This is a genomic window from Citrobacter sp. wls827 (assembly GCF_005280875.1).
Classification (GTDB): Bacteria; Pseudomonadota; Gammaproteobacteria; order Enterobacterales; family Enterobacteriaceae; genus Citrobacter; species Citrobacter youngae.
This window is the reverse complement of the sequence record NZ_SZWR01000019.1, coordinates 46,657-59,414: the sequence shown is the minus strand read 5'-3', so window position 1 is coordinate 59,414 and position 12,758 is coordinate 46,657. Positions and strand designations below refer to the sequence as shown.

Genomic DNA, 12,758 nt, shown 5'->3' with positions numbered 1-12,758 from the left:
CTGAAAAACAGCGGCTGCCAGTATTCAATACCCGCAGGTAACGTGCCTTTGCTGACCTGCTGATAAATATGTTCGGCGTCGCGTTTCACCTCAAAGGTGTCGCGCCACTGACTGCGGAACAGCTCGATGGCCGTTTTGTCAGTCGGGAATTCGTGTGCGGGAAGCAAATTAATGGCGTCGACTTCTTCCAGCGTGCGCTGGGTGTCAGTATCAAACAGGCGCAGGCTGTCGATTTCGTCATCAAAGAAATCAAGGCGATAAGGCAGCTCGCTGCCCATCGGGAACAGATCCAACAACGCGCCGCGCGTGGCGTATTCGCCGTGTTCCATGACCTGATCAACATGGCGATAACCGGCGCTGTCCAGCTGCTCACGCAGGGCATCACGCGACAGGCGCTGACCCTTTTTCATCACCAGTGCATGACCGTGTAGATAGCTGTGCGGGCAGACGCGCTGCATCAATGTGTTGACCGGTACGATCAGCACACCGCGTTGCATCGCAGGCAGTTGATACAACGTGGAGAGTCGCGAGGAGATAATTTCCTGATGTGGGGAAAAACTGTCATAGGGCAGTGTTTCCCAGTCAGCCAGATTCATCACCATCTGGTCGGTAAACTGACGAATTTCATCATGCAAACGCAGTGCATTTTGCATGTCCGGCGCGATCAGCACCACTGGCCCCGCGTGATGTTCAGCGATTTCGGCGACCAGCGTCGCGCAGGCGGCACCGGTAAGTTCACCCAACTGGCGCTGATCGCCAGCTTTTGCTGGAAGCGTGTAACGATGTTGTTCAGGCATTCGGTTGTCAGGATCTCGTTTGGATATACGTCTGATAAGCAATGTTTCTTTATTATCCGTGATCGTTTCTCATAAGCAAATTGATTCGCCCCCTGATGGGGGCAAAAAGCGCGTTAGGGTTAGCGCGAAACGACCGATAAGGAAGGCGGGGAAAAGAGCAGGTCGGCCACTGTTTTTTGTGAAATTTTACGCACTAACAGGCCAAACAAGGTGCACAGCAGCAGGCAGGCGAACGGATACACCAGCAGCAGGGCCAGCTCTGCATATGCAGGCCAGGCGGCATGATTGATTTTGGGGATTAGCGTTAAGCTGAACAGCTCAACCAGAATACGGTGGGTGGTGTAGATGGCGATGGTATTGGCGCCAATCACGCTTAACGGGCCGGACTCACGCATACCAAAGCGCAGCTCAAATTGATAAAACAGCTTCATGATCAGCACAATGGAAAGAAGAGAAAGTAATAGTGAAACATTTGCCAGCCATGCAACGGCGGCGACGATTGTACTAACCAGAAAAAGCACAGAATGGCGGCGCAGGGGAACCTCTTTGATCCATGCCATCAGCGTTGCACCAAACCACGCGCCGAGGCTGTAGTATGGCAGGTTACGAATGACGCTGTTCATTCCCCACCACGGCGTCGGGACATAATTGATCGCCACGCTCAACACGACAAATAACGCCAACAATGGCGCCGCCCAGCGGCTGAAAAGCTTACACAAAACAAAATAAACAATCAGTGCGTACAGATACCACAAGCTGGTGCTGGCGGTGAGCATCCCGTGGGTAAAATCACTGATCGAATCGGCATAGGCGGCGTTGGCGGTATGGTTCAGATCGCGCTGCGGGGCCAGCCAGTTATTGAGCGCGACTAACGCCAGCCATTGTACCATCCCCCAAAGCACCAACACCCAGGCGATGCTCCAGATTCGTTTATCCAGGCAGGTGGTCCACGTGACGCTATCGATATAGCGACGGATCAGATACCCCGAAATAAAGAAAAACACCGGCATGCGAAACGGCGCCAGGTACAAGTTCAGGTAAATCCAGCATTTGCTCAGTATCTCTGAAAGCGGATGCTGAAACGTAGTGAGGTGCGGGTAAAACGTGATTACCGAGTGATAAATTACCACCAGACAAATACATAACCCTTTGATCTGGTTAATCCATAGTTCTTTTTTAATCATCGAGACGGCGTATCCATATTGATTGCTATAGCCTGCCATCCTGCGCAACTCGCGGTGGGCTGTAATGCGTAACTGTCTGCATTTTGTTTTTTTAAGATAAAGATCAGGGATCTGGACTTAAGAAAAGAGGGACAACTTTAGCGGATTGATTTATTTATACTTTTAGGACAAGTGCTGACGAACACTTACGGTTCAGTCATTTACCCATTCCGCTTTCGCTTATATACTCGTGACTTTGCTAACAGCAACCAGACGGATTTCATGTACCAACCTGTCGCTCTATTCATTGGCCTGCGTTATATGCGTGGGCGTGCAGCAGATCGCTTCGGTCGCTTCGTTTCCTGGCTCTCCACCATTGGCATTACCCTCGGGGTAATGGCGCTGGTCACGGTGTTGTCGGTGATGAACGGTTTCGAGCGCGAGCTGCAAAACAATATCCTTGGCCTGATGCCTCAGGCCGTTCTCTCGTCTGAACAGGGTTCTCTGAACCCGCAGCAACTGCCGGAAAAAGCGGTGGTGTTGAACGGCGTCAACCGCGTCGCACCGATAACTACGGGGGATGTGGTGCTGCAAAGTGCGCGTAGCGTGGCGGTCGGCGTGATGCTGGGCATCGACCCGGCGCAAAAAGATCCTCTCACGCCGTATCTGGTCAATGTGAAGCAAACAGATCTGCAGCCGGGTAAGTATAATGTCATCCTCGGTGAGCAGCTTGCCGGGCAGTTGGGCGTCAATCGCGGCGATCAAATTCGCGTGATGGTGCCTTCGGCCAGCCAGTTTACGCCGATGGGGCGTTTGCCGAGCCAGCGTCTGTTTACGGTGATTGGCACCTTCGCCGCCAACAGCGAAGTAGACGGCTACCAGATGCTGACCAACATTCAGGATGCTTCCCGCCTGATGCGCTATCCGGTGGGCAATATTACCGGCTGGCGTCTGTGGCTGAACGAACCGTTAAAAGTTGACACGCTGAGCCAGCAAACGCTGCCGCAGGGCACCAAATGGCAGGACTGGCGCGAGCGCAAAGGGGAACTGTTCCAGGCCGTGCGCATGGAGAAAAACATGATGGGGCTGCTGCTTAGCCTGATCGTGGCAGTTGCGGCTTTTAATATTATTACCTCGTTGGGTCTGATGGTAATGGAGAAGCAAGGGGAAGTGGCGATTCTACAAACGCAGGGGCTAACGCCGCGGCAAATCATGATGGTGTTTATGGTTCAGGGGGCCAGTGCCGGAATTATCGGCGCGCTGCTGGGCGCGGTGCTGGGCGCATTGCTTGCCAGCCAACTGAACAACCTGATGCCGATTATCGGCGTGCTGCTGGACGGTGCCGCGTTGCCGGTTGCTATTGAGCCGCTGCAGGTGATCGTCATTGCGCTGGTGGCGATGGCCATCGCGCTGCTGTCTACGCTTTATCCTTCCTGGCGCGCTGCCGCCACTCAACCCGCTGAGGCTTTACGTTATGAATAAGATCCTGTTGCAATGCGACAACCTGTGCAAACGCTATCAGGAAGGCACGGTGCAGACTGATGTTCTGCACGATGTCAGTTTTAGCGTCGGCGAGGGTGAGATGATGGCGATTGTCGGCAGCTCAGGCTCCGGCAAAAGTACACTGCTTCATCTGCTCGGCGGGCTGGATACACCGACTTCCGGCGACGTCATTTTTAGCGGTCAGCCGATGAGCAAACTCTCGTCAGCGGCGAAAGCGGAACTGCGTAATCAGAAGCTAGGATTTATTTACCAGTTCCACCATTTGTTGCCAGACTTTACCGCGCTGGAAAACGTGGCGATGCCGCTACTGATTGGCAAGAGGAAGCCGGCTGAAATTACCGAGCGCGCACGTGACATGCTGAAAGCGGTTGGGCTGGATCACCGTGCCAGCCACCGTCCGTCCGAACTTTCAGGCGGCGAGCGTCAACGTGTGGCGATTGCCCGTGCGCTGGTGAATAACCCGCGCCTGGTACTGGCAGACGAGCCAACGGGTAACCTTGATGCGCGAAACGCGGACAGCATTTTCGAACTGCTGGGTGAGCTGAACCGCTCTCAGGGCACGGCATTTCTGGTGGTGACGCACGATCTGCAACTGGCGAAGCGCATGAGCCGCCAGCTTGAAATGCGCGATGGTCGCCTGACGGCTGAACTGAGCCTGATGGGGGCTGAGTAATGGCATCGCCTTTATCATTATTGATTGGTCTGCGCTTTAGCCGCGGTCGGCGACGCGGTGGCATGGTGTCGCTGATTTCCGTGATTTCTACCGTCGGTATTGCGTTGGGTGTGGCGGTGTTGATCGTCGGTCTAAGCGCCATGAACGGATTTGAGCGAGAGTTGAACAACCGTATTCTGGCGGTTGTGCCACATGGTGAGATAGAGGCGGTAAATCAGCCGTGGAACAACTGGCAGGAAGCACTCGACAAAGTTCAGAAAGTGCCTGGCATTGTCGCTGCTGCGCCTTATATCAATTTCACCGGACTGGTAGAGAGCGGGGCGAACTTGCGCGCGGTGCAGGTGAAGGGCGTTGACCCGAAACAGGAACAGCGTTTAAGCGCACTGCCATCCTTCGTGCAAAACCACGCCTGGGATAATTTTAAAGCCGGTGAACAACAAATCATCATTGGTAAGGGTATTGCCGATGCGCTGAAGGTGAAGCAGGGCGACTGGGTGTCGATTATGATCCCTAACGCCAGCGCGGATCATAAGTTACAGCAGCCTAAACGCGTGCGTTTGCACGTTACCGGTATTCTGCAACTGAGCGGTCAGCTCGATCACAGCTTCGCCATGATCCCAATGGAAGACGCGCAGCAGTACCTGGATATGGGTTCCAGCGTTTCCGGGATTGCCCTGAAGGTCAACGATGTCTTTAACGCCAATAAGTTGGTGCGAGATGCGGGCGAAGTGACCAATAACTATGTTTATATTAAGAGCTGGATCGGTACTTATGGCTATATGTATCGCGATATCCAGATGATCCGCGCCATTATGTATCTGGCGATGGTGCTGGTGATTGGCGTAGCCTGCTTTAATATCGTTTCCACGTTAGTGATGGCGGTAAAAGACAAAAGCGGCGATATTGCGGTATTAAGAACGCTGGGGGCGAAAGACGGACTGATCCGCGCCATCTTCGTCTGGTATGGACTGCTGGCGGGTCTGTTCGGTAGCCTGATAGGTGTGGTTATTGGTGTTGTTGTTTCTCTACAGCTCACACCGATCATCAATGGTATTGAGGCGCTTATCGGCCATCAGTTCCTCTCCGGCGATATCTATTTCATTGACTTCCTGCCATCGGAATTACACTGGCTGGATGTGATTTACGTGCTGGTGACAGCATTAGTGCTGAGTCTTTTGGCGAGTTGGTATCCGGCGCGTCGCGCCAGCAATATTGATCCTGCGAGAGTACTTAGCGGCCAATAACAATATATACACTAAAGCATTCATGCTGCATCAAGGAGCGGTGATGTATTACGGATTTGACATCGGTGGGACTAAAATTGCGTTAGGCGTATTCGATAATCAACGTCGTTTGCAATGGGAAACGCGCGTCCCTACGCCGCGTGACAGTTATGACGCTTTCCTTGATGCGGTGTGCAATTTGGTGCAGGAAGCAGACCAGCGGTTTGGCATTAAAGGTTCGGTTGGCATCGGCATTCCTGGTATGCCGGAAACGGAGGACGGTACGCTGTATGCAGCCAACGTTCCTGCTGCCAGTGGCAAACCGCTGCGGGCCGATCTCAGCGCACGACTGGATCGTGATGTGCGTCTGGATAATGACGCCAACTGTTTTGCACTCTCCGAAGCCTGGGACGATGAGTTCACCCAGTATCCGTTAGTGATGGGCTTAATCCTCGGCACCGGTGTCGGTGGTGGCCTGGTGCTTAACGGAAAGTCTATCACTGGACGTAGCTATATTACCGGCGAGTTCGGTCATATCCGTTTGCCTGTTGATGCGTTGACGTTGATGGGATTTGATTTCCCGCTGCGTCGTTGCGGATGTGGTCAACTGGGGTGCATCGAAAGTTATCTTTCCGGTGGCGGATTTGCGTGGTTGTACCAGCATTACTACCATCAACCTCTGGATGCCCGTGAAATTATCACCCTCTGGGAGCAAGGCGATGAGCACGCGCATGCGCATGTAGAGCGTTATCTGGATTTGCTGGCCGTTTGCCTGGGGAATATCCTGACTATCGTCGATCCAGATTTAGTGGTGATTGGCGGTGGCTTGTCGAACTTTACCGCTATTACGACGCAACTGGCGGGCAGGCTGCCACGTCATTTGCTGCCCGTTGCCCGTGTGCCGCGTATTGAGCAGGCACGACACGGTGATGCGGGTGGGATGCGCGGAGCCGCTTTCCTACATCTTACCGATTAATACAAAGAGGTTGTTATGCTGTCGCGTCGGGGTCATCGATTAAGCCGTTTTCGTAAAAATAAACGCCATTTGCGCGATCGCCTGCGTCAACGGATCTTTTTCAGAGACAGAGTGGTGCCTGAACTGGTGGAAAAACCAAGGGTGTTAGTCCTGACTGGCGCGGGAATTTCCGCTGAATCAGGGATTCGTACCTTCCGTGCTGCGGATGGTCTTTGGGAAGAACATCGGGTTGAGGATGTGGCAACGCCGGAAGGATTTAGCCGTAATCCTGGACTGGTTCAGTCGTTTTATAACGCCCGTCGTCACCAGTTGCAACAGCCCGAAATTCAGCCAAATGCGGCGCATATTGCGTTGGCAAAACTCGAAGCCGAGCTGGGTGATCGCTTTCTACTGGTAACGCAAAATATCGATAATCTGCACGAACGTGCGGGAAGTCAGAACGTTATCCACATGCACGGCGAGCTTCTTAAGGTTCGCTGTTCGCAAAGCGGGCAGATTTTAGACTGGACAGGGGACGTCACGCCAGAAGACAAATGCCATTGCTGCCAGTTCCCTGCGCCCCTGCGACCGCACGTTGTCTGGTTTGGCGAAATGCCGCTGGGGATGGATGAAATTTATATGGCGCTGGCGATGGCAGATGTTTTCATTGCCATTGGCACGTCAGGGCATGTTTATCCGGCTGCGGGTTTTGTCCACGAAGCGCGTCTGCATGGGGCGCATACGGTGGAGTTAAATCTCGAACCAAGCCAGGTGGGTAGCGAGTTCGAAGAGAAGTATTACGGCCCGGCAAGCCAGGTGGTACCCGAGTTTGTTGAGAAGTTATTGAAAGGTCTGTGAGCACGGATGGCGTAGGCCCGATAAGCGCAGCGCCATCGGGCAGTGATGATGCGCCGGATGCGACGCTGGCGCGTCTTATCCGGCCTACGAGGAGGGCAATTAGCGTCCTGCTTTCAGCTTCTGATAATACTCTTCATAGATGGCGCTGGCGGAACCAACATCGTTCTGCCATTCCCCTTTGTTGATGGTTTCTGCATCCGGGTACAGGGTTTTATCATTCGCGACTTCCGGACTTAGCAGCTTGCGTGCCGCCAGGTTTGGCGTTGGATAACCAATAGTTTCCGCCACTTCTTTCGCCACGTCCGGGCGTAGCAGGAAGTTAATCAGCTTCAGCGCACCTTCTTTGTTTTTAGCATTTGCCGGAATAGACAGGCTGTCCATCCAGAAAATCCCACCTTCTTTCGGCCAGACGACTTCCAGCGGTGTACCTGCCTGACGCGCAACATATGCGGAGCCGTTCCACACCATCCCCAGATTGACTTCACCTTCCATATACGGATTGGCCGGGTTGTCAGAGTTAAACGCCGCAACGTTAGGCATTAGCTTCTTCAGCTCGTTATACGCAGCTTCAATCTCTTTCGGGTCGGTGGTATTGCCGGAGTATCCCAGCTTGCGCAGCGCCATCTGGAACACTTCGCGGGCATCATCCGTTAACAGCAGGCTGCCTTTGTATTCCGGTTTCCACAGGTCAGCCCAGCTGGTCACGGTTTTGGGATCAATGGCATCACTGTTAATACCAATGGCCGTTGCACCCCAGATATACGGGATTGAGTAGTCGTTGTTCGGGTCAAACGGCTTATTGAGCATTTCCGGATCGAGGTTGTGGAAGTTGGTTAACGTCGACTTATCGATCTTTTGGATCATGCCTTCTTTACGCATTTTGTCGACGTAATAGGTGGAAGGCACCACCAGATCGTACGCACCGTCTTTATAGGTTTTGAGCTTGGCGTACATGGTTTCGTTCGACTCGTAGGTCGAATAGATTACCTTAATGCCGGTCTCTTTGGTGAACTGTTCCAGTAATCCTGGCGGAACGTATTCGGTCCAGTTGTAGAAATAAAGCGTGTTGTTGTCATTCGCGTGAGCGGCGCTCATGCCCAGTGCCAGAGCACCCGCCGCGAGCAGGTGGCGTGACCATTTTTTCATCATTTAACGTCCCCTGAATTAAGGGCCTTAACGGCCCTTGGTTTTATCACGTGCAATAAGCTGGCTGGCGATCACCATAACCAGCGACAGAACCAACAAAATGGTTGCCAGTGCATTCACCTCTGGTGATACACCGACTTTAACCATTGAGTAGATTTTTAATGGCAAAATCTCATAGCCGGGTCCGGTGACGAAGGACGAAACCACGACATCATCCATCGACAGCGTAAAACTTAGCAACCAACCTGCAGCTACCGCCGGCATGGCCAGTGGCAGAATGATCTTGCGCAGAATGGTCACTTCACTGGCACCCAGGTCTTTAGCTGCTTCAAGCATACGTACGTCAAAGCCTTTCAAACGTGAGTAGACCGTTACGACCACAAAAGGCAGGCAGAACGTGATATGTGAAAACAGCAGCGACCAGAAGCCCAGTTGAATGCCAATCAGCATAAACAGCACCAGCAGCGAAATTGCCATCACGATATCCGGCGACATCATCACCACAAACAACATGCCGCTGACAAATGGTTTGCCACGAAAACGGTAGCGATATAAAGCGACCGCAGTCAGTGAACCGATCAGGGTGGCAAAGGTCGCGGAGAGCACGGCCATCGTCAGTGAGTGCTGTGCCGCCTGCAGCAAACTGTCGTTGTTCATCAGCAGCCCGTACCATTTGGTGGTAAAACCCTGCCAGTTAATGCCGAAGCGCGAGCTGTTAAAGGAGTTCACAATCAGAATGATGATTGGAATATACAGATACGCGTAGATAGCGGTCATGAAACCACCTCTGAGCAGCCGACCGATCATTCGAGTTCCACCTTCTTGTTCAGCAAGCGCGAGGCGCGCCAGTAGATCAGCAGCATCAGCCCCATCACAATGGTCAGCGTAATGCTGGTGGCGGCACCAAACGGCCAGTCGCGGATGTTCAGGAACTGCACTTTAATCACATTACCAATCAGCAGGTTTTTCGCCCCGCCCATTAAGTCGGATACGTAAAACAGCCCCATGGCTGGCAGCATAACCAACAGACATCCGGCGATAATTCCCGGCATCGTCAACGGAATAATGATGCGGGTGAAGGTCTGAAGTTTACTGGCACCCAAATCACGCGCGGCTTCCAGTAGCGGTTTATCGAGTTTTTCAATGCTGGAATAGAGCGGCATCACCATAAACGGCAGCAGGATGTACACCAGACCGATAATCACCGCGCTGGGTGTAAACATGATACGAATAGGAGTATCGATAACGCCGAGCCACAACAGAAACTCGTTGAGATAGCCTTTGGTACTGAGGAAAATTTTGAGTCCGTAGATGCGGATAAGTGAGTTGGTCCAGAACGGAACAATCAGCAGGAACAGCAGCAGCGGGCGCACTTTTTCCGGCAGTTTCACCAAAAACCAGGCAAACGGGTAGCCGAGTACCAGGCAGGCGAGCGTGGCAATCAGCGCCATATTGAGGGAATGAACCAGCACCTCAAAATAGAGCGGATCGAGCAGGCGTGTATAGTTTTCCAGCGTAAAGACCATTTTGACGAAATTGGCGTCGTCGCGGGTCAAAAAACTGGTACCGATGATCATCAGGTTGGGCAGAAAGACAAACAACACAAGCCAACCGACAATGGTGACGATCACCACACTCTGGAATTTACTTGTGTTCTTCATCAGCCAGTACGACCTCCCAGCTTTCTACCCAGTTAATCGCCATTTTCTGGTCGAGCGAGTGGTCAAAGTCAGGATCGTCTTCATTGAAGAATTCGCTGACCATCACCATCTTGCCATTTTCCAGTTCCACAACCGACTCCAGCGTCATGCCTTTGTAGTTGCGTTCACGCACGTAGCCGATAAGACCCTCGATATGATTATCGTCGTTGATTTCATCCACGCGCAGATCTTCCGGGCGTAACAGAACGTGCAGTTTCTGTCCGGGAACCACCGCGAAGTTGACGTAAATATTGCACTCGCGGCCTTCAACGTTAGCACGAACGCGCTGCTCGTCCAGACGTTCTATCACCGTGGCGTTAAACATATTGATCTCGCCGATAAATCCGGCAACGAACAAATTTTTCGGCTCTTCGTAGATCTCGCGCGGCGTACCGTCCTGCTCAATCTTGCCGTCACGCATCACCACGATACGGTCTGACATAGTCAGCGCTTCTTCCTGATCGTGAGTGACAAAGACGAAAGTGATACCCAGCTTACGCTGTAACGCTTTCAGTTCGTTCTGCATCTGCTTGCGCAGTTTGTAGTCCAGCGCAGAGAGAGATTCATCTAACAGGAGTAAACGCGGTTTATTGACCACCGCACGGGCAATCGCCACGCGCTGCTGTTGGCCACCGGAGAGTTGATGCGGTTTTCGCTGAGCGAACTCTTCCAGTTGCACCATGCGCAGGGCTTCAGTAACGCGAGGAGGAATATCGGCTGCGGGGGTTTTCTGCATGCGTAAACCAAAGGCCACATTCTCATACACGGTCATGTGGGGGAATAACGCATAGCTTTGGAAGACGGTGTTCACGTAGCGGTTTTCCGCAGGAACGTGAGTGATGTCCTGGTTGTCCAACATAATATGACCGGAATCAACCGTTTCCAGACCGGCAATCAGGCGAAGAACGGTTGTTTTACCGCAGCCAGAGGGGCCGAGCAGCGTGAGAAATTCGCCATTGTTGATGGTCAAATCCAGGCTGGAAATCACCTCTTTGCCATCGAAACTTTTGCGAATTCCCGCTAATTGCACCAGTGGAGAAAGCGAACGCGGTTGTTTATTCAATTTTTTACTCTGTCCCATGTAAACGCAACGGATGGCTGACCGATGCGGGGTTTGTGGTTAACCACCTTGATGACTCTTAATGAGGGCGGTTATTCTACGGCAAACCATTGTAATCGCCAATCCTTGTTGCGAATTACTGACTTAACCCTATAGTCAGAGGGGATGTCAGGGAGAAATATTCTCACTTGCGGGGATAAAAGTGACCTGACGCAATATTTGTCTTTTGTTGCTTATTGATAATGTTGTCACAAAAAGTGAGGGTGACTGCATGGATAAACTACTTGAGCGTTTTTTACACTACGTGTCGCTGGACACCCAATCAAAATCGGGCGTGCGGCAGGTACCCAGCACTGAAGGACAGTGGAAGTTATTGCAGTTGCTTAAGCAGCAACTCGAAGAGATGGGGCTGGTCAATATTACCTTGAGCGACAAGGGGACGTTGATGGCAACGTTGCCCGCAATATTCCCGCGATCGGTTTTATTTCCCATGTGGATACCTCACCGGATTTCAGCGGTAAAAACGTTAATCCGCAAATTGTCGAAAACTATCGCGGCGGCGATATTGCGCTCGGTATTGGCGATGAGGTTTTGTCGCCGGTGATGTTCCCGGTGCTGCATCAACTTCTGGGTCAGACGTTGATCACCACAGATGGCAAAACGCTGCTGGGTGCGGATGATAAAGCCGGTATCGCCGAAATCATGACCGCACTGGCTGTGTTGATACAAAAAGATATTCCGCATGGCGATATCCGCGTGGCCTTTACGCCAGATGAAGAGGTCGGTAAAGGCGCGAAGCATTTCGACGTTGCAGCATTTGATGCGCAGTGGGCCTATACCGTCGACGGTGGCGGCGTGGGCGAACTGGAGTTTGAAAACTTCAACGCCGCGTCGGTCAATATCAAGATCGTCGGTAACAATGTGCATCCGGGTACGGCAAAAGGGGTGATGGTGAACGCGCTGTCGCTGGCGGCTCGCATCCATGCCGAAGTTCCCGCCGATGAAAGCCCGGAAGCGACGGAAGGCTATGAAGGTTTTTACCATCTGGCAAGCATGAAAGGGACGGTTGATCGGGCTGATATGCACTACATTATCCGCGATTTTGACCGTAAGCAGTTTGAAGCGCGTAAACGCAAAATCATGGATATTGCCAAAAAGGTCGGTAAAGGGTTACATCCGGACTGCTATATCGAGCTGGTGATTGAAGACAGCTACTACAATATGCGTGAAAAAGTGATCGAGCATCCGCATGTGCTGGATATCGCCCAGCAGGCAATGCGCGATTGTGACATTGAGCCGGATCTTAAACCCATTCGTGGTGGTACCGACGGCGCGCAACTGTCGTTTATGGGATTACCTTGCCCGAATCTGTTCACCGGTGGCTATAACTATCATGGTAAGCATGAGTTTGTGACACTGGAAGGCATGGAAAAAGCCGTGCAGGTGATTGTGCGAATTGCGGAATTGACGGCGAAACAGTAGCCGCTTTTGCCGGTAGATGCCGGATGGCGCTTCGCTTATCCGGCCTACAAATATCGTATCCCGTAGGCCGGATAAGCGAAGCGCCATCCGGCGCACTCTCAATAGGTTACCCTTCGAAGAACCAGTATCCGCTATTCACCAGTGCGGCAAGCATGGCGAGGAAAGACGGATCTTCCAGTGCATCCTCAAAGTTTTCCG

At 52.5% G+C, this 12,758-nt stretch carries 11 protein-coding genes and 2 pseudogenes; 6 read left to right on the top strand and 7 right to left on the bottom strand.

Going from position 1 to position 12,758, the window contains the following annotated elements; translation table 11 throughout:
* Positions 1-797 (bottom strand): annotated as a pseudogene (locus FDX03_RS23520) (transcription-repair coupling factor); the annotation flags it as partial.
* A gap of 119 nt (positions 798-916) precedes the next feature.
* Positions 917-1,981: an acyltransferase family protein gene (locus FDX03_RS15660; protein ID WP_137346203.1), complete on the bottom strand. Its 1,065-nt coding sequence runs from the start codon at positions 1,979-1,981 to the stop codon at positions 917-919.
* A gap of 261 nt (positions 1,982-2,242) precedes the next feature.
* Here FDX03_RS15660 and lolC point away from each other — a divergent pair, with 261 nt between their 5' ends.
* From lolC to cobB, 5 genes are read left to right on the top strand one after another with little or no spacing between them, the layout of a single operon-like run.
* Positions 2,243-3,442: a lipoprotein-releasing ABC transporter permease subunit LolC gene (gene lolC, locus FDX03_RS15655; RefSeq protein ID WP_003030806.1), complete on the top strand. Its 1,200-nt coding sequence runs from the start codon at positions 2,243-2,245 to the stop codon at positions 3,440-3,442.
* Positions 3,435-4,136: a lipoprotein-releasing ABC transporter ATP-binding protein LolD gene (gene lolD, locus FDX03_RS15650; protein ID WP_137346202.1), complete on the top strand. Its 702-nt coding sequence runs from the start codon at positions 3,435-3,437 to the stop codon at positions 4,134-4,136. Before lolC ends, lolD begins: the two co-directional genes overlap by 8 nt.
* A complete protein-coding gene (gene lolE / locus FDX03_RS15645; RefSeq protein WP_069323346.1) occupies positions 4,136-5,380 on the top strand; it encodes a lipoprotein-releasing ABC transporter permease subunit LolE in 1,245 nt (414 codons plus the stop codon). Before lolD ends, lolE begins: the two co-directional genes overlap by 1 nt.
* Positions 5,381-5,423: 43 nt before the next feature.
* Complete coding sequence (gene nagK, locus FDX03_RS15640; protein WP_048211952.1) at positions 5,424-6,335, top strand: N-acetylglucosamine kinase; 912 nt, start codon at positions 5,424-5,426, stop codon at positions 6,333-6,335.
* Positions 6,336-6,350: 15 nt separating this feature from the next.
* Positions 6,351-7,172 carry a Sir2 family NAD+-dependent deacetylase gene (gene cobB, locus FDX03_RS15635; RefSeq protein WP_040231971.1) on the top strand — a complete coding sequence of 274 codons (822 nt, stop codon included), beginning with the start codon at positions 6,351-6,353 and terminating at the stop codon, positions 7,170-7,172.
* Between the two features lie 99 nt (positions 7,173-7,271).
* On the opposite strand, the gene potD is transcribed toward cobB, so the two are convergent.
* From potD to potA, 4 genes are read right to left on the bottom strand one after another with little or no spacing between them, the layout of a single operon-like run.
* Positions 7,272-8,318: a spermidine/putrescine ABC transporter substrate-binding protein PotD gene (gene potD, locus FDX03_RS15630; RefSeq protein WP_029139492.1), complete on the bottom strand. Its 1,047-nt coding sequence runs from the start codon at positions 8,316-8,318 to the stop codon at positions 7,272-7,274.
* A 27-nt stretch (positions 8,319-8,345) separates the two neighbouring features.
* Positions 8,346-9,125, bottom strand: coding sequence for a spermidine/putrescine ABC transporter permease PotC (gene potC, locus FDX03_RS15625; protein ID WP_003030794.1), 780 nt, complete (start codon positions 9,123-9,125; stop codon positions 8,346-8,348).
* Positions 9,122-9,979: a spermidine/putrescine ABC transporter permease PotB gene (gene potB, locus FDX03_RS15620; protein WP_003030793.1), complete on the bottom strand. Its 858-nt coding sequence runs from the start codon at positions 9,977-9,979 to the stop codon at positions 9,122-9,124. The genes potC and potB overlap by 4 nt, the downstream gene beginning before the upstream one ends.
* Positions 9,963-11,099, bottom strand: a complete 1,137-nt coding sequence (gene potA, locus FDX03_RS15615) for a spermidine/putrescine ABC transporter ATP-binding protein PotA (RefSeq protein WP_048211951.1) — start codon at positions 11,097-11,099, stop codon at positions 9,963-9,965. The genes potB and potA overlap by 17 nt, the downstream gene beginning before the upstream one ends.
* A 250-nt stretch (positions 11,100-11,349) precedes the next feature.
* Between potA and pepT the strand changes: the two are divergent.
* Positions 11,350-12,560, top strand: a pseudogene (gene pepT, locus FDX03_RS15610) (peptidase T).
* A 106-nt stretch (positions 12,561-12,666) separates the two neighbouring features.
* Here the strand turns inward: pepT and FDX03_RS23515 are convergent.
* The coding region (locus FDX03_RS23515) for a hypothetical protein (protein ID WP_249357093.1) at positions 12,667-12,758 on the bottom strand (92 nt) is incomplete at its 5' end.

Coding starts and splice junctions, on each gene's coding strand:
- FDX03_RS15660 (WP_137346203.1), bottom strand. CDS start 1,981: ATGATTAAAAAAGAACTATGGATTAACCAGATCAAAGGGTTATGTATT.
- lolE (WP_069323346.1), top strand. CDS start 4,136: ATGGCATCGCCTTTATCATTATTGATTGGTCTGCGCTTTAGCCGCGGT.
- nagK (WP_048211952.1), top strand. CDS start 5,424: ATGTATTACGGATTTGACATCGGTGGGACTAAAATTGCGTTAGGCGTA.
- potD (WP_029139492.1), bottom strand. CDS start 8,318: ATGAAAAAATGGTCACGCCACCTGCTCGCGGCGGGTGCTCTGGCACTG.
- lolD (WP_137346202.1), top strand. CDS start 3,435: ATGAATAAGATCCTGTTGCAATGCGACAACCTGTGCAAACGCTATCAG.
- lolC (WP_003030806.1), top strand. CDS start 2,243: ATGTACCAACCTGTCGCTCTATTCATTGGCCTGCGTTATATGCGTGGG.
- potA (WP_048211951.1), bottom strand. CDS start 11,099: ATGGGACAGAGTAAAAAATTGAATAAACAACCGCGTTCGCTTTCTCCA.
- cobB (WP_040231971.1), top strand. CDS start 6,351: ATGCTGTCGCGTCGGGGTCATCGATTAAGCCGTTTTCGTAAAAATAAA.
- potC (WP_003030794.1), bottom strand. CDS start 9,125: ATGATCGGTCGGCTGCTCAGAGGTGGTTTCATGACCGCTATCTACGCG.
- potB (WP_003030793.1), bottom strand. CDS start 9,979: ATGAAGAACACAAGTAAATTCCAGAGTGTGGTGATCGTCACCATTGTC.